The sequence below is a fragment of the Loktanella sp. IMCC34160 genome, assembly GCF_004145845.1.
Taxonomy (GTDB): domain Bacteria; phylum Pseudomonadota; class Alphaproteobacteria; order Rhodobacterales; family Rhodobacteraceae; genus SELP01.
The window spans coordinates 256,978-281,395 of record NZ_SELP01000004.1; the positions used below are offsets into that span (position 1 = coordinate 256,978).

General features: G+C 63.8%; 20 protein-coding genes and 1 pseudogene. 14 read left to right on the forward strand and 7 right to left on the reverse strand.

All coding sequences use genetic code 11. The features are described 5' to 3' along the window. The first annotated feature begins 74 nt into the window (after positions 1-74). Together EU803_RS12375 and EU803_RS12380 are read left to right on the forward strand one after the other, a co-directional pair. Complete coding sequence (locus tag EU803_RS12375) at positions 75-1,490, forward strand: YcjX family protein (RefSeq protein WP_129683238.1); 1,416 nt, start codon at positions 75-77, stop codon at positions 1,488-1,490. Next, complete coding sequence (locus tag EU803_RS12380; protein WP_129683240.1) at positions 1,487-2,500, forward strand: TIGR01620 family protein; 1,014 nt, start codon at positions 1,487-1,489, stop codon at positions 2,498-2,500. The genes EU803_RS12375 and EU803_RS12380 overlap by 4 nt, the downstream gene beginning before the upstream one ends. On the opposite strand, the gene EU803_RS12385 is transcribed toward EU803_RS12380, so the two are convergent. Both EU803_RS12385 and EU803_RS12390 read right to left on the reverse strand, forming a co-directional pair. Continuing rightward, a complete protein-coding gene (locus tag EU803_RS12385; RefSeq protein ID WP_129683242.1) occupies positions 2,448-3,680 on the reverse strand; it encodes an NAD(P)/FAD-dependent oxidoreductase in 1,233 nt (410 codons plus the stop codon). The two genes, EU803_RS12380 and EU803_RS12385, sit on opposite strands and share 53 nt — an antisense overlap. A 54-nt stretch (positions 3,681-3,734) precedes the next feature. Next, on the reverse strand, positions 3,735-4,139 hold the full coding sequence (locus tag EU803_RS12390) for a group III truncated hemoglobin (RefSeq protein WP_129683244.1): 405 nt from the start codon (positions 4,137-4,139) through the stop codon (positions 3,735-3,737). A gap of 250 nt (positions 4,140-4,389) precedes the next feature. Here EU803_RS12390 and ileS point away from each other — a divergent pair, with 250 nt between their 5' ends. The 4 genes and pseudogenes from ileS to EU803_RS12410 all read left to right on the forward strand — a co-directional run bounded on the left by ileS (position 4,390) and on the right by EU803_RS12410 (position 9,127). Continuing rightward, entirely contained in the window at positions 4,390-7,323 is a 2,934-nt protein-coding gene (ileS, locus tag EU803_RS12395) for an isoleucine--tRNA ligase (protein WP_129683246.1), read from the forward strand. Between the two features lie 75 nt (positions 7,324-7,398). Beyond that, complete coding sequence (locus EU803_RS12400; protein WP_242494358.1) at positions 7,399-8,073, forward strand: AAA family ATPase; 675 nt, start codon at positions 7,399-7,401, stop codon at positions 8,071-8,073. A 74-nt stretch (positions 8,074-8,147) separates the two neighbouring features. Continuing rightward, a pseudogene (locus EU803_RS18810) lies at positions 8,148-8,243 on the forward strand (cysteine methyltransferase); the annotation flags it as partial. A gap of 47 nt (positions 8,244-8,290) precedes the next feature. After that, positions 8,291-9,127, forward strand: coding sequence for a DMT family transporter (locus tag EU803_RS12410; protein ID WP_129683250.1), 837 nt, complete (start codon positions 8,291-8,293; stop codon positions 9,125-9,127). On the opposite strand, the gene EU803_RS12415 is transcribed toward EU803_RS12410, so the two are convergent. Together EU803_RS12415 and EU803_RS12420 are read right to left on the reverse strand one after the other, a co-directional pair. Beyond that, positions 9,124-9,819: a CDP-alcohol phosphatidyltransferase family protein gene (locus EU803_RS12415; protein ID WP_129683252.1), complete on the reverse strand. Its 696-nt coding sequence runs from the start codon at positions 9,817-9,819 to the stop codon at positions 9,124-9,126. The two genes, EU803_RS12410 and EU803_RS12415, sit on opposite strands and share 4 nt — an antisense overlap. Positions 9,820-9,869: 50 nt before the next feature. Beyond that, a complete protein-coding gene (locus tag EU803_RS12420; RefSeq protein ID WP_129683254.1) occupies positions 9,870-10,922 on the reverse strand; it encodes a LacI family transcriptional regulator in 1,053 nt (350 codons plus the stop codon). Positions 10,923-11,146: 224 nt separating this feature from the next. Here EU803_RS12420 and EU803_RS12425 point away from each other — a divergent pair, with 224 nt between their 5' ends. From EU803_RS12425 to EU803_RS12455, 7 genes are all read left to right on the forward strand, one after another. Beyond that, positions 11,147-12,376 carry an ABC transporter substrate-binding protein gene (locus EU803_RS12425; RefSeq protein WP_129683256.1) on the forward strand — a complete coding sequence of 410 codons (1,230 nt, stop codon included), beginning with the start codon at positions 11,147-11,149 and terminating at the stop codon, positions 12,374-12,376. Positions 12,377-12,453: 77 nt separating this feature from the next. Continuing rightward, positions 12,454-13,347 (forward strand): sugar ABC transporter permease, encoded by an 894-nt coding sequence (locus tag EU803_RS12430; RefSeq protein WP_129683258.1) that lies wholly within the window; start codon positions 12,454-12,456, stop codon positions 13,345-13,347. Position 13,348: 1 nt separating this feature from the next. Continuing rightward, complete coding sequence (locus EU803_RS12435; protein ID WP_207209197.1) at positions 13,349-14,251, forward strand: carbohydrate ABC transporter permease; 903 nt, start codon at positions 13,349-13,351, stop codon at positions 14,249-14,251. Between the two features lie 4 nt (positions 14,252-14,255). Next, on the forward strand, positions 14,256-15,332 hold the full coding sequence (locus EU803_RS12440; RefSeq protein WP_129683262.1) for an ABC transporter ATP-binding protein: 1,077 nt from the start codon (positions 14,256-14,258) through the stop codon (positions 15,330-15,332). A gap of 17 nt (positions 15,333-15,349) precedes the next feature. Beyond that, the gene (locus EU803_RS12445) at positions 15,350-17,749 is read left to right on the forward strand and encodes a glycoside hydrolase family 2 protein (RefSeq protein WP_129683264.1); all 2,400 of its coding nucleotides are present in this window, start codon (positions 15,350-15,352) and stop codon (positions 17,747-17,749) included. Continuing rightward, positions 17,749-18,492: a sugar phosphate isomerase/epimerase gene (locus EU803_RS12450; RefSeq protein ID WP_129683266.1), complete on the forward strand. Its 744-nt coding sequence runs from the start codon at positions 17,749-17,751 to the stop codon at positions 18,490-18,492. The genes EU803_RS12445 and EU803_RS12450 overlap by 1 nt, the downstream gene beginning before the upstream one ends. Before the next feature lie 9 nt (positions 18,493-18,501). Then, positions 18,502-19,635 carry a Gfo/Idh/MocA family oxidoreductase gene (locus EU803_RS12455; protein WP_129683268.1) on the forward strand — a complete coding sequence of 378 codons (1,134 nt, stop codon included), beginning with the start codon at positions 18,502-18,504 and terminating at the stop codon, positions 19,633-19,635. Between the two features lie 30 nt (positions 19,636-19,665). Here EU803_RS12455 and EU803_RS12460 read toward each other — a convergent pair whose 3' ends face one another. The 3 genes from EU803_RS12460 to fsa form a co-directional block, all read right to left on the reverse strand. Further along, positions 19,666-20,580, reverse strand: a complete 915-nt coding sequence (locus EU803_RS12460) for a tyrosine recombinase XerC (RefSeq protein ID WP_129683270.1) — start codon at positions 20,578-20,580, stop codon at positions 19,666-19,668. 4 nt (positions 20,581-20,584) lie between these two features. After that, a complete protein-coding gene (locus EU803_RS12465; RefSeq protein ID WP_129683272.1) occupies positions 20,585-21,292 on the reverse strand; it encodes a DUF484 family protein in 708 nt (235 codons plus the stop codon). Between the two features lie 117 nt (positions 21,293-21,409). Then, positions 21,410-22,063 (reverse strand): fructose-6-phosphate aldolase, encoded by a 654-nt coding sequence (gene fsa / locus EU803_RS12470; protein ID WP_129683274.1) that lies wholly within the window; start codon positions 22,061-22,063, stop codon positions 21,410-21,412. A 153-nt stretch (positions 22,064-22,216) separates the two neighbouring features. Between fsa and EU803_RS12475 the strand changes: the two genes are divergently transcribed. Beyond that, complete coding sequence (locus tag EU803_RS12475; RefSeq protein WP_129683276.1) at positions 22,217-24,409, forward strand: primosomal protein N'; 2,193 nt, start codon at positions 22,217-22,219, stop codon at positions 24,407-24,409. Positions 24,410-24,418: the final 9 nt, after the last annotated feature.

The window sequence follows — 24,418 nt, forward strand, 5'->3', positions numbered from 1 at the left end:
CGCGAAATCAATCCCTACACAGGGTCGGGGGAGATGCCTATCTTGGGCGGAACACAGGCCGAAAGGGGCGCAACTTGGCACTTGGCACGATTGCAGACGGGATCAGCCGGACGGTGGACGCCGTGGCCGAGACCCTGACAGCCCCCTTTTCGGACCCTGTTATCCGGCTGGGCGTCACTGGCTTGTCGCGGGCGGGTAAGACGGTGTTCATCACCTCGCTGGTCGCCAACCTGATGAACCGGGGCCGGATGCCGCAGCTTGTCGCCGCCGCCAACGGCGCGATCCGCACAGCCTATCTTCAGCCGCAACCGGACGACACGATCCCGCGTTTTCCTTATGAAGACCACCTTGCCCGGCTCACCGCGCCAGAGCCGCGCTGGCCCGACGGCACCCGCCGGATCAGCGAACTGCGCCTGTCGCTGCGGGTTCAGCCGACCGGGCTTTTGTCCGGCCTGTCCGGGCCGCGGACCGTGCATCTGGATATCGTCGACTACCCCGGTGAATGGCTTCTGGACCTGTCCCTTCTGGACAAAAGCTTTGCCGATTGGTCCGCCGGGGTTCTGTCCCGGATCGGCGACCGGCCCGGCGGGGCGGAGGTCAGCGCCGCGCTGGCGGCAATAGATCCCGCCGCCAACCTTGATGAACCCGTGGCCCAATCGCTGGCCGATGCCTTCACCGCGCACCTTCATGTCGCGCGGGATGCGGGATATTCGGATTGCTCGCCCGGGCGGTTTTTGTTGCCCGGTGATCTGGAAGGGTCACCGGTGCTGACCTTTGCGCCCCTGCCGGCCACGCCGGGGACCGGGCGGCGCAGCCTGTATCGCGAATTCGAACGGCGGTTTGAAAGCTACAAGAAGAACGTGGTCAAACCTTTCTTCCGCGATCATTTTGCCCGGATCGACCGGCAGATCGTTCTGGTGGACGTGCTGGGGGCGGTCCACGCCGGGCCGCGCGCGGTCGAAGACCTGCGCCACGCCATGGCTGAAATCCTCTCGGCATTCCGGCCGGGGCGGAACGCATGGCTGACCCGGCTGCTGCGCGGGCGACGGGTTGAAAAGGTCCTGTTCGCTGCGACCAAGGCAGACCATCTGCACCACGCCCAACACCCGCAGCTGACCGCCATCACCGAGGCGCTGCTGCGCGAGGCGAAGGACCGCGCCGATTTCGCCGGCGCTGACACCGCCGCAATGTCCATCGCGGCCCTGCGCACCACAGTCGAGGATCGGGTGGATCACGGCGGCGCCCCCTTGGATGTGGTCCGGGGCCGTCTGCTTGACAGCGGCAAGGTCGCGGCCTTCCACCCCGGCGCACTGCCTGAAGACCCGGCCCATCTTTTGTCTCCGGCGCGTGACGGGGCCAAGGCGTGGCTGGACGAGGACTATGCCGTGATGCAATTCGCGCCCCAGCCCCTGACCCTGAAACCGGGCGATGGCCCGCCACATATCCGGCTTGATAAGGCAGCCCAGTTCCTGATCGGAGATCGGCTATGACAAAGACGCGCGAGGCCGCAAAGGGGCCGGTCCTGATCGAAATGGAGGAGGGTGCGCCCGCGCCGAAGGTGGAAGAAGCCGCGCCGGTGCCCGATCTGACCGATGTGCCGCAGGGGGTTGCGATGCAACAGGTTGCCGCCCTTGCCGGGCGCAGGCCGTCGCGGCTGGTCCGGTGGTTCTGGGGCAGCCTTCTGTCGCTTTTGACATTCGCCGCCTCGCTGGCCGCCTATGACTATGTCACCGGGTTGATCGCGCGGTCGCCGATCCTTGGCGGGATCGCGACGGTGCTTCTGGTCGTGGTGCTGGCGATCCTTGCGCTGGTCGCCCTGCGCGAACTGGCGGCCTTTGGGCGGTTGCGCCGAGTGGACCGCATTCAAAAGGCCGCCGATGCGGCGCTTGCCAGCGGCCAGCTTGCCGCGGCGCGTGGGGTGGTGGGTGATCTGACCCGCCTTTACGACCGGCGGCCCGACACAGACTGGGGCCGCGCCCGACTGGCAGAGCGGCAGGGGGATGTTCTGGATGCCGACGGGCTTTTGCGGCTGGCGGAAGATACGGTTCTGGAGCCACTTGATGCCCGCGCAAGGGCCGAGGTGGAGGCCGCCGCCCGTCAGGTCGCCACGGTCACGGCCATTGTGCCACTGGCGTTGGCCGACCTGTTCGCGGCGCTGACGGCGAACCTGCGCATGATCCGCCGGATCGCCGAGATCTACGGCGGTCGGTCCGGCACCTTGGGCAGCTGGAGACTGACCCGCGCGGTCTTTGCCCATCTTGTGGCGACCGGGGCTGTGGCCGTGGGCGACGACCTGATCGGGTCGGTCGCCGGGGGCGGGGTATTGTCCAAGGTCTCGCGCCGCTTTGGCGAGGGGGTGATCAACGGCGCCCTGACCGCCCGCGTCGGCGTTGCCGCGATGGAGGTCTGCCGTCCGCTGCCGTTTTCAGCGGGCAAGCGCCCCTCGGTCAGCGGGGTGGTGAAGCGGGCGTTGACTGGGTTGTTCGGGCGGTCGGGCTGACCGGGCCAAGGCTTCCCAGCGCGGGCAGCATCGTGCCCCGCACCAGCGCCGACAGAACCGGCGGGATCGGCCAGACGCGCGACAGCGGCGCCAACAGGTGATCGCGCAGCACGGGCAGGCTGCGACTGTCAGATTGGTATTGCGGGGTGAAGGCCGCGCTCATCCCCTGATAGGTGGCCACATGCCAGCGCCGCCCCCGTCCATAGGCCCGCAGCGCGTCGGGAAGGCAATGGCGGTGCCGCTCCAGCGCCCGCGCAAGGGCCAGCGCGTCCAAGAGCGCCATATTCGCCCCCTGCCCAAGCTGCGGCGAGGTGCGGTGCGCCGCGTCGCCGATATGGGCGATCCCGTCAGCAAAGGGTTGTCGCAGGGTGCCATGGGAATAGCGGGCCATGGTCATCTGGGCCGGGTCGGTGATCTGGCCAAGGAAGGGCGCGACCTCGGGCCAAAGCCCGATCGCCTCGGCCTTCCAGCTGTCGATCCCGCCGACCAGCCAATCGGCATGGCCACCCGCGGGCAGCGACCAGAAGACGGCGGCCTTTCGCGTTGTGTCCCCCGGCAGCAAGCCAATCGGCAGAACCCCGATCATCCGGCTGGCGCGGCGGTAGCATTGCCGCAATTCGTCGCTTGGCAGGTTGGTCGCGGGCCAGTCCACGACGCCCCAAATCGCGCCGTAGGGCAGGGGGCGCGACCGCAGCGGGGATAGGGCCGACCCAGCACCGGTTGCATCGACGATCAGGTCGAACGGGCCGTGTCGGCGACCCGAGGTGTCCAGCAAGCTCTTTTCATCTCGTCCGGCGATCCGCACCCCGGTCACAAGGGTCAGGGGCCGCGCCATCGCGGCATCGAACAGGGCCTTAAACAGCGCGGCCCGGTGAATGGCCAACCCGTGCCAGCCCTTGCCCGACCGGTCATAAGACACATCCAGAACAATGCGCCCGGCCTCGCCTTCATGTCCCAGCATCCGGTGCACGGCGCGGCCCCAGCCGCGCGCGGCGGGTCCGGCCCCGACGATGTCCAGCACCGCCTGACCGACAGGCTGGATCACAAGACCCGATCCGACGGGCGCGGGGGTATCGAACTGGTCCAGCAGGGTGACGCGATGGCCAAGGTCGGACAGAAGTGCGGCAGCGGCCAGTCCGCCAATCCCCCCGCCCGCAATGCCAATGGATAACCTGTTCAATCGCTCACCCCTTTTCGTGCAACCCTAGCGGGCGGCTTGGTTCACGCAAAGGCACTATTTCAGGCGCGGCACGGCGCCCGGCAGATCGGCCTCCAGCCCCAGTCGCAACCCGCGCCCGATCCGGTGGGCAAGGGCCGACCATGCGGCGGCGGTGTCTTCGGGCAGTTCCAGCCGAAGCACGCTGTCGAACAGGCCAAGCCAGACATCGAACATCGGCGGGCGGACGTTTCCGGCGGCCCGGTGCACCTGCATCGGGTTGCCGTCATAGGACCGTTCGAACAGGATCGCGTTGCGCCAGAACCGGGCGATCTTGGCCTCATGCGTGGGCCAGTCGGTGACATGGGCGGCAAAGACGGGGCCAAGGCCCGGATGGCGGCGGACGCTGTCATAGAACGTGGCGACGACCTGGTTGATCTGGTCGGGCGTCACATCGAACCTCGGGGGGAGTGTTGCGGTCATCACAGGTCCTTTCGCGGGGCAGGCTCTGCCTCTTTTCCGGGCGCGGCAACACGACAGGCTGACGCAGGCCCGCGCCCCTTGTCCCCTTGGCCCGCCGCGCCTATAAGCCTGCCCATGATGCAACGGACCCCGATCATCATTCGAATTATTCACCCGGCGCTCTGACAGCCAGAGACGCCGGGCAAAGGTGTCTGAGACCTCGCACCGCCCCAACCAGACCCTTTCCGATCAAGGACAAAGGACGCCACCCATGTGCGCCGATACCCCCGACTACAAAGACACGCTGAACCTTCCGAAAACCGATTTCCCGATGCGCGCGGGCCTGCCGAACCGCGAACCCGGCTGGCTGGAGCGCTGGGCGCAGATCGGCATCTATGAAAAGCTGCGCGAGAAGGCCAAGGACGGGTCGCGCAAGCCCTTCACCCTGCACGACGGCCCCCCCTATGCCAACGGGCATCTGCACATCGGGCACGCGCTGAACAAGATCCTCAAAGACATGGTCGTCCGGTCGCAGCAGATGATGGGCCGCGATGCCCGCTATATCCCCGGCTGGGATTGCCACGGCCTGCCCATCGAATGGAAGATCGAGGAACAGTATCGCGCCAAGGGCAAGAACAAGGACGAGGTTCCGGTGATCGACTTCCGGCAGGAATGCCGCAAGTTCGCCGAGGGCTGGATCGACGTGCAGCGCGAGGAATTCAAACGTCTGGGCGTCACCGGCACGTGGGATCGGCCTTACCTGACGATGGATTTCCACGCCGAGCGCGTCATCGCCGAGGAATTCATGAAGTTCCTGATGAACGGCACGCTTTATCAGGGCTCCAAGCCCGTAATGTGGTCGCCGGTCGAAAAGACCGCGCTGGCCGAGGCCGAGATCGAATACCACGATCACAAGTCGCACACGATCTGGGTGCCGTTCCGGGTCGCCTCTGCGGCGGACTTCCCGAACACGGGCGCCTGTCTTGATACGGACTTGCTTCAGGCCCGTGTCGTGATCTGGACCACCACCCCTTGGACCATCCCGTCGAACAAGGCTGTGGCCTATAACCCCTCCATCGCCTACGGGCTGTATCGGGTGGATGGCACGCAGGACGAAAGCTGGACCGCGCCGGGCGACCTCTATGTCTTTGCCGACGCGCTGGCCGAGGATGCGCTGACGAAATCGCGCGTCACCGAGTTTACCCGCGTCCGCGATGTGACCGCCGACGAGCTGGGCGCACTGACGCTGGCCCACCCCTTCCGAGGGATGGAGGGCGCGAACGGCTTTTGGGACTACGATGTTCCGATGATCGACGGCGACCATGTCACCGACGACGCGGGCACCGGCTTTGTCCACACGGCCCCCAGCCACGGTGCCGACGACTATGACTGCTTCGTCAAGCGGGGCTGGATGGACCGGATGACCCACAACGTCGGCGAGGAATCCGAGTTCCTGCCGCATGTGCCGTTCTTTGCCGGGCTTCAGGTCTTTGATGCCAAGGGCAAAGAGGGCAAGGCCAACCCCGCCGTCATCGACAAGCTGGTCGAGGCGGGGGGTATCATCGCACGTGGCCGCGTGACCCACAGCTATCCGCATTCCTGGCGGTCGAAGGCCCCGGTCATCTTCCGCAACACGCCGCAATGGTTCGCCGCGATCGACCGGCCCGTCGGCGATGGGCAGGACGACTATGGCACCACGATCCGGGAGCGGGCGCTGACCAGCATCGACAAGCTGGTGCAATGGACGCCGCAGACCGGGCGCAACCGCCTCTATTCCATGATCGAGGCGCGGCCCGACTGGGTGCTGTCGCGGCAGCGGGCCTGGGGCGTGCCGCTGACCTGTTTCACCAAGAAGGGGGCATTGCCCACGGACGCGGAGTTCCTGCTGCGCGATCCGGCGGTGAATGCCCGCATCGCCGAGGCGTTCGAGGCCGAAGGCGCCGATTGCTGGTATGCCGACGGGGCGAAGGACAGGTTCCTGTCCGGTATCGTCAACCCCGATGACTTTGAACAGGTCTTTGATATCCTTGACGTTTGGTTCGACTCCGGCTCGACCCACGCCTTTGTCCTGCGCGATCGGGAAGACGGGTCTGACGACGGGCTGGCCGACCTGTATCTGGAAGGGACCGACCAGCACCGGGGCTGGTTCCATTCCTCGATGCTGCAGGCCTGCGGCACCAAGGGGCGCGCGCCCTATCGCGGCGTGCTGACCCATGGCTTCACGCTCGATGAAAAGGGCATGAAGATGTCCAAGTCGCTGGGCAATACCATCGCGCCGGAACAGGTCGTCAAACAATATGGCGCCGATATCCTGCGTCTTTGGGTGGCGCAGTCGGACTATACCGCCGACCTGCGGATCGGGCCGGAGATCCTGAAAGGGGTCGCCGACAGCTATCGCCGGTTGCGCAACACCATGCGTTATATGCTGGGCAGCCTTGCCGACTTCTCCGAAAGCGACCGGATCGACCCGGCGGAGATGCCGGAACTGGAACGCTGGGTGCTGCACCGTCTGGCCGAACTGGACCACAAGGTTCGCAGCGGCTACGCCGCCTATGACTTCCAGGGCGTGTTCCAGGCGGTTTTCACTTTTGCGACCGTGGACCTGTCGGCCTTCTACTTCGACATCCGCAAAGATGCACTTTACTGCGATGGGGACACGCCGCGCCGCCGCGCCGCGCGGACGGTTCTGGACATCCTGTTCCACCGGCTGACGACCTGGCTCGCCCCGATCCTGACCTTCACCATGGAAGAGGTCTGGCTGGAACGGTTCCCGGGTGACGACAGCTCGGTCCACCTTGTGGATATCCCGGACACCCCCGCCGACTGGCTGGACGAACCGCTGGCCGCGAAATGGGCCAAGGTGCGTCGCGCCCGCCGGGTTGTCACCGGCGCGCTCGAGGTGCAGCGGACCGAAAAGGTCATCGGCGCTTCGCTGGAAGCGGCCCCGGTGGTCCATGTGGACGCGGAAACGGTCGAGGTGCTGAAGACCGTCGCCTTTGACGATCTCTGCATCACCTCGGCCATTTCGGTCACCACCGACCCGGCCCCCGCCGAAGCCTTCCGCTTGCCGGAAGTCGACGGGATCGGCGTGGTCTTTGAAAAGGCCGAGGGCGAGAAATGCCAGCGCTGCTGGAAGATCCTGCCCGACGTGGGCCGCCACAGCCACGCGGGCACCTGCGCCCGCTGCGACGAGGCATTGGGCTAGGTCATGGTGCGCGGGCGACGCGAAACGCGCTTGCCCGCGCCTTTCTTGCGATCAATCCGGCTGCGGGAGCCTGAGGTGCCGCTGCCGGAGCGATATCCGTTCACGCTCCCTTGGCTTGATCCCGACTTCGAACTCCTTTTCGAACAACCGGTTACGATCATTGTGGGTGAAAACGGATCTGGAAAGTCAACCGTGCTTGAAGCCATTGCCGCGCTGTCCGGGTTTGGGGCATCAGGCGGAGGGGCATGGAAAGGCAACGATCTGTCGGAAGACGCCGAAGACGCCGAAGCACTGGCCGCGCATCTTCGCGCTGGGTGGCTGCCAAAGGTAGGCCGGGGATGGTTTCTCAAGGCGCAGGGTTTTGCTGCTGTCGGTAGTTTGACAGCGAAGAACTACCTTGGGTTTTCACATGGTGAAGGGTTCGTCGAGATGATCCTTGACCGGATGAGCGAACAGGGCGTTTTCCTTTTTGATGAGCCCGAGGCAGCTTTGTCTCCGCGCAAACAGGCCGAGCTTCTGCGTTTCCTGAGCGAAATCCAGTCGGAAGCAACCTCGCAGGTAATCCTGGCAACGCATTCTCCCATTCTGATGGCAGTGCCAGAAGCCGATATCATCCAGATCTCTCATCGGGGTCTGCAGCGGATACACTTCCGCGACACAGATCATTTTCGGCTCTGGTCGGCATTCACCGCTGACCCCGATGATTTCGTCGCCGCCGCGATCGAAGGTCGTATCGGCGATCTGGCTTGATCCGAACCGGTGCGGCGAAAGAACGCCAAACCCGAACGTTGAAAGTTGCGCCACGTGACGGTCTTCTGACTGCCGGAGAAAACGGTCCGGGCGGGTTTTCGGGTGGCGGCGGAATCGAGGCCAAGGTTGCCCTTTTGCAACTTGAAGGCGCGGCGGGCCTGTTGATCTGACCGGAATTGCCCCCTATCGCTTGTCCATTCCTGATCTGGACCCCGTGATGACCCCGACCGTATTCTTTGCCGTTCTGGCCGCCGCCCTGCTGCATGCAAGCTGGAACGCGGTAATCAAATTCGGCGCGTCGAAGATTTCGGGCGTGCTTGTCATGACGGTGATACAGGGCAGTGCCGGGCTGATCATCGCGCTGACGCGGCCCTTTCCGGGGTCCGAGGTCTGGCCGTGGTTGTTGGCCTCGGGCGTGCTGCACGCGGCTTACAAGCTGTTCCTTGGTTTTGCCTATGAACAGGGCGACCTGAGCCGGGTTTACCCCATCGCCCGCGGTGCGGCCCCGATGATGGTTCTTCTGGTCTCGGCGACCTGGGGTATCGACGCGCTGACGGGCGCGGAACTTCTCGGGATTCTCATCCTTGGCGGCGGGATTGCCTTGATGGCGCGCGGGGTGTTCACCTCGGGCGAAAGCAGGCGGCTATTGCCCTTCGCGCTGGCCTCGGCCGTGGCGACGGCGGGCTATTCCCTGATCGACGGGATGGGCGCACGGATCGGGGGCGACCCGGTGGCCTTTGTCGGCTGGATGTTCGCGCTGGATATGCTGTTCTTCACGCCAATCAGCATTGCCCTGCGGGGGCCGGGTATCGCGCGGGTCACGGCCCGGGGCTGGATGATCGGCGGGGTGGCGGCAGCGGGGTCCTACGGGGCCTATGCCATTGCCGTCTGGGCCATGACGCAGGCGCCGATCGCGCTGGTCACGGCGTTGCGCGAAACCTCGATCCTGTTTGCGATGGTCATTGGGGTCTTGCTGTTCCGGGAACGGCTGAACCTTGGCAAGATTGCCGCCGGGGCCCTGATCCTGATCGGGGTGATCCTGACCCGGATCTAGCCTTCCTTGCCGTAGATGACTTGCTGCATCGCGCCCGCGCCCACCAGATATACCGAGGTGATCACAAGCCCCCAATGCGCCCAGCTTTCGGGGTGGAAATCGACCCAGGCCGCCCAGCCCGCAAAGAAGGTCCAGGCCAGCGCCATCGGCAGGGTAATGGTGCGCCAGCGGGCCGTGCGGGTCGGGTGGACGAATTTGATCGGCAGGAACATCGCGACGGCCAACAGCGCCACAAGCGCAAGGATGACCCAGAACGACGGGCTAAGCGCGAACAGAACCAGCACCACCTGATTCCAGCACCCCGGAAAGCCGGAGAAGGAATAATCCTTTGTCTTCATGCGGCTGTCGGCAAAATACATCGCACTTGCAAAGGTGATCACGATGATCGCGAACCAGCCGGTCCAGCCGGGCAGAAGCCCGGATTTGAACAACGCATAGGCCGGGACGAAGACATAGGTCAGATAGTCGATGATCAGGTCCAGAAGGACGCCATCAAAGATCGGCGCATTGGTCTTGACGTCATATTTGCGTGCCAGCGGTCCGTCGATCCCGTCGACGAAGAAGGCGACGACCAGCCAAAGGAACATCAGGCTCCATTTTTCGTCGACGGCGGCCAGCATTGCCAGCATGGCGAAAACGGCACCTGTCGCGGTAAGCAGGTGAACGGCGAGGGCTTTGTGGGCAAGTGTCATGAATCCGTCATGGCGGAAACCGGCCAGCCCCGCAACCGTGTTTCAGCCTGTCAGGTGGCAAGTTCGTCTTCGGTGGGAACTTCCAGCCCCTGCATTGGTGGCTTGTCCGGTTCACGGATCGCCTGCATGGCGGCGCGGGCAAGGAATTGGCCGGCCTGCCCGACGTGCTCTGTCGTGACGATCATGTTCTTGCGGAACAGCCGCAGGACAGGGGCAGCTTCCTTGGCGAAGATCTGGATGTCCTCGCCGACGGTGCGGCCCAATTCCTCTGCCGCGGCGACAACCGACATGGCAGCGCGCATCGACGCACAGATATAGCCGCCCACGTCCGGCGACAATTGAAGCCGCTGGTGGACACTGACGCGGATCTCTTCGATCGAGCTGTCCGACGTCGCGTTGACGGCAACATGCAGCGGAATTCCAACTTTGGCGGCCTCGTCCTTTGCCGCCGAAATCATCAGCTGGGAATAGGTCTGATCCGTCGGCGGCGCCATAAGGGCGATCTGTCGGCATCCGCGCGCCTTGAGCTGCCGCACACCGATCCGTGCCCATTCTCCGTTGTCGAAGTCGAAATAGGGGTGGCTGCCCGACAGGTTGCACCGCCCGTGGGTGGCAAAGGGAAATTTGTTGTCCACCAGATAGCGGACGCGCGGATCCTCGGGCGTGATCTGGTTCAGGATAACCGCGTCGGCGGTGTGGTTTTCGACCACATAGCGGACGGGCTCCAGCGGATCCTGATCGTTGAAGTAGGGGGTGATGGTCAGGTGAAACTGGGTTCCCCGCAATTCAGCGGCCAGCGAGGCGATCAGCTCTGCGGCGTGGCTCATCACCGCCCGTTCCGTGGGCAGGACAAGGCTGATCACGTTTGTCCGCCCGGTGCGCAGGCGCACGCCCGCCCGGTTGGGGACATAGCCAATCTCGCGGGCAATCCGCCGCACCAGAACCTTGGTGTCTTCCTTGATGTCGGGCGCATCGCTCAGGGCGCGGGACACGGTCGCGACGGCAAGCCCGCTGATCTGCGAGATCGTCTTGAGGGTGGGTTTCGCGCCCGAATCGGCGACCGCGACCGCGTGTCCTCCTGATGCTTTCGATTCGCGTGCCACGCGTCTTCTTCCTTCCTGTTCCCCCCGGCGACGCCTCTCCTCAAGGCGGGTTGCGCGGGTGGAAGTCCTTTGTTTGTCGCTGGATAGCCCGGAAAAACAGGGGGCGATACAGCGATTTCGGATACTGAACTTTATCAGGATAGCGAGTGTCAAACAGTCTTGATTTGCGAAACTAAAACGTTATAGGAATTTCTGTAACGATTTAGATCAGGGAGGATAGAATCGTGAAACTCACTACCAAACTGCTTGCTGCGACCGCGATTGTTAGCGCAACCAGCGCTTCTGCGGTGGACCTTGAAGTCACCCATTGGTGGACTTCTGGCGGCGAAGCTGCTGCGGTGTCCAAGTTCGCCGAAGCGCTGAACACCCGGACCGAGCACAACTGGATCGACGGCGCGATCGCCGGGTCCGGCGGCACCGCCCGCCCGATCATCATCAGCCGCATCCTTGGTGGTGACCCGATGGCCGCAACCCAGTTGAACCACGGCCGTCAGGCAGAAGAACTGATCGAAGCCGGTCTGATGACCGACCTGACCGAAGTGGCCGAGGCGGAAGGCTGGGCCGACATCGTGAACCCGCCGTCGCTTCTGGATGCCTGCACCTTCGAAGGCCGCATCTACTGCGTGCCGGTGAACATCCACTCGGCCCAGTGGATCTGGATCAGCCACGGCGCGTTTGAAAAGGCCGGTGTCCCGGTCCCGACCAACTGGGATGAATTCGTTGCCGGCGCCCCCGCGCTGCAAGAAGCCGGGATCGTCCCGCTGGCCATGGGTCAGCAGGGCTGGCAGCAGTCCATCGCTTTTGGCGCGCTGGCCGTTGGTCTGGCCGGTGTCGATACCTGGCTGGCCGTGAACCGCGACAAGAACGCCGAAGTAGCCGCTGGCCCCGAATACGCCCGCGTCTTCGCTGCGGCAGCGGATGCCCGTGAACTGGCCCGTGACAGCAACGTTCAGGACTGGAACCTTGCCACCAATATGGTGATCACCGACACCGCCGGTGGCCAGATCATGGGTGACTGGGCACAGGGTGAATTCCAGGTCGCCGGTGAAGTTGCTGGCGAAGACTACAGCTGTCTGCCGGGCCTTGGCTTCAACGAGGTTCTGGATACCGGCGGCGACGCCTTCTACTTCCCGGCCATCGACGATCCGGAAGTGCGCGCGGCCCAGCTGGAACTGGCCTCGCTGCTGATCTCGCCGGAAGTGCAGGTGTCCTTCAACCTCGCCAAGGGTTCGCTGCCGGTGCGTGGCGATATCGACATGTCGTCGGCCAACGACTGCATGCAGAAGGGTCTGAACATCCTCGCCAGCGGCGGCGTGCTGCCGTCGGGTGACATGAACCTCAGCCCCGACACCTCGACCCAGATCGAAGAACTGATGGCCGAATTCTGGTCCTCGGACATGAGCGCGGAAGACGCTCAGGCCCGTTACGCCGCCATCATCGCCGACGCCGACTGATCCGGCGCCGACATCCGAAGGGTCCGGCCGCGCGCCGGGCCCTTCCATTCACTTCATTAACATCGGGGGGCTTTGACATGGACGCGTCCAGGCGGCCGAACCAGCTATTCCGCAATCTGAATGCCAAACTGGCGTCGATCCCCATGATCGTGACCGCGCTAGTGGTCTTCGTGGGCGGAACGACATGGACCGTGGTCCATTCCTTCACCAACTCGCGGCTGCTGCCGAAACTGAATTTCGTTGGGCTCGACCAATACGAACGGCTTTGGTCGTCCAGTCGCTGGATGATCTCGATCGAGAATCTGGCGATTTACGGCGCTTGTTCGATGATCCTGTCGCTGCTGATCGGCTTTACGCTGGCGGCACTTCTGGACCGCAAGATCCGGTTCGAAGGGGCCTTCCGCACGATCTTCCTCTATCCCTTTGCCCTCTCCTTCGTCGTCACCGGCCTTGCCTGGCAGTGGATCCTGAACCCCGATTTCGGCATTCAGGGCGTTGTGCGCGACTGGGGCTGGGAAGGCTTTGTCTTCGACCCGCTGAACAACCCCGATATCGTGATCTTCGGGATCCTGATCGCCGGGATCTGGCAGGGGTCCGGCTTTATCATGGTGATTATGCTGGCCGGTCTGCGCGGGATCGACGAAGACATCTGGAAAGCCACCCGTGTCGAAGGCATCCCTGCCTGGAAGACCTATATTCAGGTCATCATTCCGATGATGCGCCCGGTCTTCGTGACTGCGCTGGTGCTGATCGCCTCTGGCATCATCAAGCTTTACGATCTTGTGGTCGCGCAAACCAACGGTGGCCCCGGCCTGTCGTCGGAAGTGCCCGCCAAATACGTGATCGAATATATGTTCCGCGCCCAGAACCTCGCGCAGGGCTTTGCCGCCTCCACCATGATGCTGGTGTCGGTGATCATCATCCTTGTCCCCTGGGCCTACCTTGAATTCGGAGGAAAGAAGCGTGGCTGACATGACCGCAAACGCACCCGTCCTCGAAGGGCCGAGCGGCCCGAAACCGCGCCGCCGCTTTTCGCGCCGCAACATCTTCCTCTACGGCACGCTGATCGTCGTTTCGATGTATTACCTGCTGCCGCTTTACGTGATGGTCGTGACCTCGCTGAAGGGGATGCCGGAAATCCGGTTGGGCAACATCTTTAGCCCACCGATGGAAATCACCTATGAACCCTGGGTCAAGGCATGGGCCGAGGCCTGCACCGGGATCAACTGCGACGGTCTTAGCCGCGGGTTCATGAATTCGGTGCAGATCCTTGTCCCCTCGGTCGTCCTGTCGATCGCGATCGCAAGCGTCAACGGCTACGCGCTGGCCAACTGGCGGTTCAAAGGGTCCGAGGTGTTCTTCACCATCCTGATCATCGGGGCCTTCATCCCCTATCAGACCATGCTGTATCCCATTGTGATCATGCTGCGCGAGATCGGGCTGATGGGGTCGATCTGGGGGCTGGTGCTGGTGCACACGGTCTTTGGGATGCCGATCCTGACACTTCTGTTCCGCAACTATTTCACCTCGATCCCCGAGGAGTTGTTCAAGGCCGCCCGCGTCGATGGGGCCGGGTTCTGGGGCATCTACCTGCGGATCATGGTGCCCATGTCCCTGCCGATCTTTGTTGTGGCAATGATCCTTCAGGTGACAGGTATCTGGAACGATTTCCTGTTTGGTGTGATCTACACCAAGCCCGAAACCTACCCGATGACCGTTCAGCTGAACAACATCGTCAACTCGGTGCAGGGCATCAAGGAATACAACGTCAATATGGCCGCGACATTGCTGACGGGGCTTGTCCCCCTGATCATCTACTTCGTGTCTGGCAAACTTTTCGTCCGCGGCATCGCTGCCGGCGCCGTGAAAGGCTGAACTCATGAACTCTGTTGAAATCAAGAACCTGGACCTCAGCTTCGGTAGCGTGAAGGTGCTGCAAAACCTGAACCTGGACATTGGGCAGGGCGAATTCATCGTGCTGCTCGGGTCGTCGGGTTGTGGCAAATCCACGCTTCTGAACTGCATCGCGGGCCTGTTGGACGTGACCGGCGGCCAGATCCACATCAATGGCAAGAACGTCACCTGGGCCGAACCGTCGGAACGCGGCATCGGCATGGTGTTCCAGTCCTACGCGCTTTACCCGCAAATGACTGTGGAAAAAAACCTGTCCTTCGGGCTGCGTAACGCCAAGATGCCGAAGGACGAAATCGACGCGCGCGTTGCCCGCGCTGCCGAGATCCTGCAAATCCAACCGCTGTTGAACCGCAAGCCGGGCGCGCTTTCGGGTGGTCAGCGGCAGCGGGTCGCCATCGGCCGGGCGCTGGTGCGGGACGTTGATGTCTTCCTGTTCGATGAACCCCTGTCGAACCTCGACGCCAAACTGCGCGCCGATCTTCGGGTCGAGATCAAGCGCCTGCACGGCCAGCTTCAGAACACGATGATCTATGTCACCCATGACCAGATCGAGGCGATGACCCTTGCCGACCGGATCGCGATCATGAAAGGCGGCAAGATCATGCAGCTGGGCAGCCCGCATGAAATCTACAACAGGCCGCAGAACCTTTACGTCGCCGATTTCATCGGCTCGCCGTCGATGAACTTCATCAAGGGGGACCTGTCCGGCGGCACCTTCCGCGCCGGTGATATGGTGATCCCGGTTGACGGCTACGACTTCGCCGAAGGGACCAAGCGCGAGGGCGCGGCGATCTTTGGTGTTCGTCCTGAACATATCGCCACGGGCGACGCGCTGGCCTCTGCCCCGATCCGGACGCAGGTCACCGTCGATCTGGTCGAACCTATGGGGGCCGACACGCTGATCTATTCCTCGATTGCGGGCACCCCGGTGCATATCCGCATGGATGGGCAGGCCGTGGTCCGCAAGGGCGACACGGTGGAGATCGGCATCAACCCCAAGGACGCATCCCTGTTCGATCCCGACAGCGAACTGCGTCTCTAAGACCCGGACCCGGCCCCATGACCAATATCACCCAACTTGCCGGGCGCTGGACCCTGGCCGATGACACGGGCGACCACGCCTGTGACATCGACCTGCCCGGCGACGGGATTTCCGGGCTGGAACGGGCCGGGCTGATCCCCGATCCCTATTGGGGCCGGAACGAATACGACCTGCGCTGGATCTGCGAACGGGACTGGACCGCGCGGCGGCAGGTGGTGCTTGCCGATCCGGCGGTCGATCTTGTGATCTCGGGGCTGGATACGGTGGCCGAGGTGCGCTGGAACGGCCAGCTGGTCCTTTCGGCGGAAAACGTGCACCGAACCTATCGCGTGGACCTGACCGGCGCGGCCCGGGCCGGCGAAAACGAGGTCGAGATCACGTTCAAATCGGCCTTGCGCGAAGGGAAAGCCCGGCACGACCTGCTGCCGTTCCCGGTGCCGTGGAGCAAGAACAACAACCAGATCCCCTATGGCAATGCCCTGCGCAAGGTGCAGTGCGATTTCGGCTGGGACTGGAATATCGCGCTCGCGTCCTTTGGCATTTCCGGGGACATCCGGTTGGAGCCCGCCGCCGCCCCCCGAATTGACGGGGTTCTGGTCTGGCAAGACCACGCAGAGGGCGCGGCCACGGTGACGGTCAAGGTGCAGGCCACGGGCTGTGACGACCAAGAGGCCGAAATCATCCTGTGCGGCCAGACGGCCAAAGCCACCATCGCGGGCGGCGTGGCAGAGGCGACGCTGACCATCCCCGACCCGGTTTTGTGGTGGCCGAACGGGCAGGGCGCGCAGGTGTTGCACGACCTGACCGTGGTCATCGGCGCGGTCGCAGCCACCCGCCGGATCGGCCTGCGCAAGATCGAACTGGTCACTGAACCGGACAGCGACGGGGCGTCGTTCAGGTTCCGGGTCAATGGCCGGGACGTCTTTGCCAAGGGGGCCAACTGGATCCCTGCCGATGCGCTGCATGGGCGGATCACCCCGGACAAAACCCGCGCCCTGCTGCAATCCGCCAGCGACGCGCATATGAACATGATCCGGGTTTGGGGCGGCGGCCGATACGAGGCCGAAGACTTCTATGATGCCTGCGATGAACTGGGTCTGCTGGTCTGGCAGGATTTCATGTTTGCCTGTTCGCTTTATCCCTCGACCGACGATTTCCTGTCCGAGGTCCGGGCCGAGGTGGCCGAACAGGTCGCCCGCCTGCAACACCGGACCTGTCTGGCCCTATGGTGCGGCGACAATGAACTGGTCGGCGCGCTCGACTGGTATCCCGAGGCGCGGGAAAACCGGGACCGCTACATCGTCAACTATGACCGCCTGAACCGGACCATTGAAACCGGGCTGCGCGCCGTTGACCCTTCCGCCAATTGGTGGCCGTCGTCGCCATCGCTGGGGGTGATGGATTTCCGCGACGGCTGGCATGTGGACGGGCAGGGGGACATGCATTTCTGGTCGGTCTGGCACGAGGGCCGGGACTTCGACCATTACCGCGATGTGAAACCGCGGTTCTGCTCTGAATTCGGGTTCCAGTCCTACCCGTCGATGCCGGTGATCGAAACCTTCACCGACCCGAAGGACCGCAATATCGCCAGCCCCGTGTTCGAAAGCCACCAGAAGAACGCAGGCGGCAATGCGCGGATTGCTGAAACCATGTTCCGCTATTTCCGCTGGCCGGAGCGGTTTTCCGATTTCGTCTGGCTGAGCCAGATCCAACAGGCCGAGGCGATCAAGACCGCCGTGACCCAGTGGCGTGGCCTGAAACCCTATTGCATGGGCACGCTCTATTGGCAGCTGAACGATACATGGCCGGTTTGTTCCTGGTCCTCGCTCGACTACGGCGGCGGCTGGAAGATGCTGCATTACTACGCGCAGCGGTTCTATGCGCCCGTCAATGTCGTCGCGATGCCGGAAGGCGGGCGGATCCTGCTGCGGGGCGTGAATGACACCGGCACTGATGTGCAGGTGACCGTCACCGCATATGCCGCCGCGCTGGATGGAACCACGCGCGAGATCGGGACCGGGCGGGCAAGTGTCGGCGGCGCGGCGGAACTGCTGCTGGACCTTGACCGGGACGCGCTGGGACCGGACGAACTGCTGACCTTCGTCTGGGACACCGACGCTGGTCATCGGGGCGGCGACATCTTTGCGCCGAAGCCCCTCAAATCCTATGACCTGCAGGATCCCCGGCTTTCGCTGTCGCAGGACGGCAACACCGTGACCGTCTCGGCCCAGGCGCTGGCCCTGTTCGTCACGGTCGAGGCCGATGTCCCCGGCCGGTTTTCGACCAATGCCTTCACCCTGTTTCCTGGACACCCGGCCGTGGTGACCTTCACCCCCGACGATCCGGATGCTATCGCGCGGTTCAGCCTGCGCGATCTTCACTCTGCCACGATGGCGCAACCAGCAAAGGACGCATGATGCCTTCGATCTCATTCCAGATGTTTTCCACCCGCAATTGGCCGGTAGAAGAGACCTTCGCCATGTTGTCCGAACTGGGCATCAAAGAGGTAGAGGGGTTCGGCCCCCTGTTCGAAAACCCGGCCGCAACCCGTGCCCTGATGGATCAATACGGGCTGTCGATGCCCACCGCGCACTTCGGGTTTGATCTGGTCGAAAGTGACCCGGCCAAGGTGATCGACATTGCCAACACGCTTGGCGCCCACACGGTGATCGTGCCCTACCTGATGCCCGACGACCGCCCGACGGATCGCGCCGGATGGCAGGCTTTCGCCGCCCGTCTGGCCGAAGCGGGCAAGCCGATCGTTGCCGCCGGTCTGACCTATGGCTGGCACAATCACGACTTTGAATTCCTGCCGACCGCCGATGGCTGCCTTCCGATCGAAGAGATCGCCGCCGCCTCGGACGACATCATGTTCGAACTTGATCTCGCGTGGATTCACGTCGCGGGGCAGGACCCGGTGGACTGGCTGAACCGCTACAAGGGTCGCGTGGTGGTTGCCCATGTAAAGGACCGCGCCGCCGCTGGCGACAACGCGGACGAAGACGGCTGGGCCGATCTGGGCCACGGGGTCATCGACTATTCCCGCATCGTTCCGGCGCTCAAGGAAACCGGCGTGACGCGCTGGGTTCTTGAGCATGACAACCCGTCCGACCAGCAGCGCTTTGCCAGCCGGTCGTTCGAAACCGTATCCAAATTCTAGGGGGCTGAGATGGCAAGACTTGGGATCGGGATTATTGGCTGCGGCAATATCTCTACCGCCTATCTGAAACTGGCGCCGACCTTCAAATCGCTTGAAGTGCGGGCCGTGGCAGACATCAACACAGAGGCCGCAAAGGCGCAGGCCAAGGCGTTCAACGTCCGCGCCGAAACGGTCGAGGGGCTGCTGGCCGCCGATGACATCGACATGGTGGTGAACCTGACGATTCCGGCGGTGCACTATCAGGTCACGCGGCAAATTCTTGAGGCGGGCAAACACGCCTATTCGGAAAAGCCGCTGGTTCTGACGCTGGAAGAGGCGGAAGACCTGCGCGCGCTGGCCACCGAGAAGGGGCTGCGGGTCGGTTCTGCCCCGGATACCTTCCTTGGCGGGGCACACCAATTGGGTCGCGCCGCCGTGGACAGTGGCAAGACCGGCCGCATCGTCGGCGGCACCTGCCATTTCATGAACCATGGGATGGAAAACTGGCACCCGAACCCGGACTTCTTCTTTCAGCCCGGTGCCGGGCCGGTTCTGGACATGGGCCCTTATTACATCACCAACCTTGTCCAGATGATCGGGCCGGTGCGGGCCGTGTCGGGCATGACGGCCGCCAGTTTCCCCACGCGGACCATTTCCAATGGCCCGCGCAACGGCGAAACCGTCCCCGTCGATACCCCCACGAACATCCATGCCCTGCTGGAGTTTGAAAACGGCGCCATCGTCACCCTTGGGATGAGCTGGGACGTATGGGCCCACCGCCATGCCGAGATGGAGCTATACGGTGCCGAAGGGTCGCTCTACGTACCCGATCCGAATTTCTTCGGCGGCGATGTGGAATTTACCGGCCCGGATGGAAAGACCGCGCCGCTGGACGCGTGGGACCATCCTTTCGGCGTGCCCAACATGGAAATGGGCAATGGCGAGATGCGGGCGAACTACCGCTGTGCCGGTCTGGCCGATATGGCTGCGGCCATCGACGAAGGGCGCGAACACCGCTGCAACATCGACCTTGCCGTGCATGTGGTCGAGGTGATGACCGCGATCCTGAAGTCGGGGGAAACCCGCGAATGGGTGACCATGACCACGACCTGCACCCGGCCCGAAGCCCTGTCCCCGGACGAGGCCCGCGCGTTGATGGCCTAAGGAACCGGCCCTGGCGCCTGGTCGCCGGGGTCACCCCTTGGGGTGGGCGCGTTCGTAGACTTCCATCAGACGCGCTGTATCCACCGCCGTATAGGCCTGTGTGGTGGACAGGGACGCGTGCCCCAAAAGTTCCTGAATGGCCCGAAGGTCGCCGCCCGCGTTCAGCAGATGGGTGGCGAAACTGTGCCGCATCGCGTGCGGCGTCGCCGTGGCGGGCAGGCCCAGTTGCAGCCGCGCCTGTTCCATCACCTTTTGCACCGCGCGTGGGTTCAACCCCTTGCCGCGCACCCCCCGGAACAGGGGTGCCCCCGGCTCTGCCTCAAACGGGCAGGCGGCGACATAGCTGTCCACAGCCGCCCGTGCGGCGGGCAGGACCGGGACAATCCGTTCCTTGCCGCCCTTACCGGTGATCCGCAGCACTTCGGGCAGGGGGGCGTCGGCCCCGGTCAGCGACAGCGCCTCGGATATCCGCAGCCCGCAGCCATACAGCAGCGTCACCACGGCCATATCCCGCGCCGCGACCCATGGGTCACGCGCTTGCAATTCGACCGTGTCGATCATCGTTCGGGCGGCGTCTTCCGACAGCGGGCGGGGCAGCTTGCGCTGGAACTTTGGCGACCGCGTGGACAGAACGGCGGTGGGTTCAAAGCCTTCCCGGTCCGACAGCCAGCGATAGAAGGATTTGACCGCCGACAGGGACCGGGCCAGCGACCGGGCCGCAACGCCGCGCCCCCGTTCCGAGGCCATCCAGGCCCGCATGTCACTGACCTTGATTCTGGAAATCGGGCCAAGGCCCTGTGTTTCGCCATGATGCGACTGCATGAAGGCGAGAAAGCCCAGAACGTCGGACTGATAGGCCTTGATCGTGTTGTCAGAGGCGTCGTTCAGCGCGCGCGCGTGATCCAGCCAATCGTCAAGCGCGGAACTGAGCGCCGGGGAGATCACCGGATCAGGACAGCCACCGCCGCATGGCCCGTTCAAAGACCCCGGCGAAGAACGCCAGAAGATCGGTGCCCTGTTGCGGCGTGAACTGATGGGGGTCTTCGGCCCCCATGACAAGCATCCCCGGCAGGCGACCCCGCCCAAGGTCCAGCTTCAGGCAGGCCTCGGAATGGATGAACCCGGCCTTGTCGCCATAAAGCGCGACATCGTCCGATGCGATCTGGCGCAGCGTCACCTGTCGGGTGCCCACGGGCCGCCCGGCGGTCAGGTAGGTTTCGACAAAACCCGGCGCGGCCATCGACAGGACCCCTTCGAACCGTTTCACGGCCGGGTCATCGGTATTGGCCGCCGATTCGAGAACCAGCTTCATCGAATCGACGCGCAGGATATCGGCCACGTCACCGCCCAGATCGCGCAGGAACACCTCGAACCGGGTGGCATCCATCAGCCGCAGCACGGCGCGGTGGATCTGGTTCGTTCCGGCAAGGTTCTCATAGGCGGCGGCGATCACGCTGCGATGGGTGTCTTCCAGCCGGTCGAGCCGCGATTCAAGCCGCGACATCGCAATGCCGCGCAGGTCGACGATGTTGCCGCCCAGCGATTTCTCGTTCGCGCTGACCAGCGCGCGCATGATATCGGCATCGTCCAGCAGGGTTTCCGGCTCTTCGATGATGCGGCGGCGAAGGGTTTCGTCGATGTTCGGCTTGGTGTTCATTCGGTGACTCGCAAAAGAATTGGCGGGACCATAACAGGCCCCGCCTCGGATTTCCTCAACTTTTTCGACCTTATTGCAGGCATCTGCCAGCCGATGGTTCGAAAAGTGATATTTGGCTTACAGGATCTTGATTCCGGCCTTTTCGATATCGGCCATGAAGCCGGCAAGACCCTTGTCGGTCAGAACGTGGTTGGCCATGGCCTTGATCACCGACGGCGGGGCGGTGGCCACATCGGCGCCGATCTTGGCGCATTCCGACATGTGGTTGGCCGACCGGATCGACGCGGCAAGGATCTGCGTGTCGAACCCGTAGTTGTCATAGATGGTGCGGATGTCTTCGATCAGGTCGAGACCATCAAGGTTGATATCGTCCATCCGGCCAATGAAGGGCGAAATGAAGGTCGCGCCGGCCTTGGCGGCAAGAAGCGCCTGATTGGCCGAGAAACACAGGGTCACATTGACCATGTTGCCTTCGTCCGACAGCACCTTGCAGGCCTTCAGACCGTCCCAGGTCAGCGGCACCTTGACGGCGATGTTCGGCGCGATCTTGGCCAGCTTGCGGCCTTCGGCGATCATGTCGTCCGCCTTCAGCGAAACAACCTCGGCCGAAACCGGACCGTCGACCATGTCGCAGATTTCCTTGGTCACTTCGAGGATATTGCGGCCCGATTTCGCGATGATCGAGGGGTTGGTGGTCACGCCATCGACCATGCCAAGGTCGTTAAGCTCGCGAATGGCATCAATATCGGCGGTATCTACAAAGAATTTCATGGCAGTCTCCTGTAGGGCAACGGTTCGTCGGTCCTTTAGCGCAAACGGACGGGCGATGAAAGCGGCTATGGGGGCCTTTACACCCGGACCCGCCCCCGGCTTATTGGGCCAAAACCCGGCCCGCGCGCGTTTCGCGCCCAAGGAACCGATCCCATGTCGCAGGACTTTTTCCATGAAGGCGATCTTGTCGGCGTGCTGACCGCGCAGCCGCTGGACCGGCTTTTGGACTACAAGGCCCCCGAAGGCGGCTGTTGGCTGGGGGCGTTTGTCGAGGTGCCGCTTGGCCCGCGCAAGGTGTTGGGCGTCGTCTGGGGACCGGGGCAGGGCAACTTCGATATCGCCAAGGTCCGCAGCGTGATCCGGGTGCTGGACGTGGCCCCGATGCGCGAAGAGATGCGCCTGTTTCTGGGCAAGGTGGCCGATTACACGCTGACGCCGATGTCCGCCATGCTGCGCCTTGCGACCCGCGCGCCGGGGCTGGGCGACGCGCCGTCGATGCGCAAGGTCTACCGGTTGGGCGACGCCGACCCCGACCGGCTGACCGATGCCCGCGCCAAGGTGCTTGAGGTTCTGCGCGACTACGGTGGGCTGTCCTTTACCCTTGGCGAATTGGCCGAAATGGCGGGCGTCTCGACCAGCGTGGTCAAAGGATTGGTCAAACAGGGCGCGGTGTCAGAGGAAGACACCCCCCGCGACACCCCCTATCCGGCGCTGGACCCGGACTATGGCGGCAAGACGCTGACCGAGGATCAGGCCGCCGGGGCCGCCGTTCTGCGCGATGGGGTCCGGTCGGGCCGCTACGGGACGACCCTGCTGAAAGGGGTCACCGGGTCGGGCAAGACCGAGGTTTATCTGGAAGCGGTGGCCGAATGCCTGCGGCAGGGGCGGCAGGCGTTGGTGTTGTTGCCGGAAATCGCGCTCACCTCGGAATTCATAACAAGGGTCGAGGCCCGCTTTGGCATGAAGCCCGCCGAATGGCATTCCGGTGTGACCCTGACCGAACGCCGCCGCTGCTGGAAGATGGTGGGGCAGGGCGCGGCGCAGATGGTCGTGGGCGCGCGGTCGGCCCTCTATCTGCCGTTCCGCAATCTGGGCCTGATCGTCGTGGATGAAGAACACGACACCTCGTACAAACAGGAAGACGGGGTGGTGTATAACGCCCGCGACATGGCCGTGCTGCGGGCCAGCCTGAACGAGGCGCAGGTGGTTCTGGCCTCGGCCACGCCCAGTCTGGAAAGCTGGGCCAATGTCGAGGCAGGGAAATACCGCCGCCTTGATCTGACCAGTCGTTTTGGCGCCGCCGTGATGCCCGACATGCGGGCCATCGACATGCGGGTCGAAGACGTGCCGCAGGGCCGCTGGATTTCGCCAACCCTGCAGGACGGGATCGCTGCGCGGATCGCGCGGGGGGAACAGGCCTTGGTATTCCTGAACCGGCGCGGCTATGCGCCGGTGACCATCTGCCGGGCCTGCGGTCACCAGATCGGCTGCGATCACTGCGACGCCCGGATGGTGGAACACCGGTTCCTGAAACGGTTGATGTGCCACCAATGCGGCGAAACCAAACCCATGCCCGAGGCCTGCCCGTCCTGCGAGGCGGTGGGCAAGCTGGCCCCGGTCGGTCCGGGGGTGGAACGGATATCGGAAGAGGTTGCGGCCCTGTTCCCTGATGCCCGGATCGCGGTCCTGTCGTCGGACCTGTTCGGATCGGGCCGCGCCCTGAAGGAAAAGATCGAAGAGATCGCAAAGGGCGAGGCCGATATCATCATCGGCACTCAACTGGTGGCCAAGGGGCACAACTTTCCCCTGTTGACACTGGTGGGGGTGATCGACGCTGACCTTGGCCTTCAGGGGTCCGACCTGCGCGCCGCCGAACGCACCTTCCAGCTGATGCGTCAGGTGGCGGGCCGTGCGGGTCGTGCCGAAACCCCGGGCGAGGCGCTGTTGCAGACCTATCAGCCCGATCACCCGGTGATCCGCGCCATCCTGTCGGGCGACGAAGAGGACTTCTGGGCGGCAGAGGCGGCAGAGCGCAAGGCTGCGGGCGTGCCCCCCTATGGCCGGATGGCGGGGATCGTCCTGTCCTCGCCCGATGTGCAGGCGGTGTTCGATCTGGGCGGCGAAATGGCCCGGCGCGATGGCCCGCTGCGCCGGATCGGGGCGCAGGTCTTTGGCCCCGCGCCCGCGCCGATCGCCCGGATAAGGGGGCGGCACCGGGTCCGGCTTCTGGTAAAGGCCGAAAAGGGCGCGCCATTGCAGTCCGCATTGGCCGAATGGGCCGGGCAGTTCCGGCTGCCCAACAACCTGCGCCTGCAAATCGATATCGACCCGCAAAGTTTCTACTAGGGGTTTCGG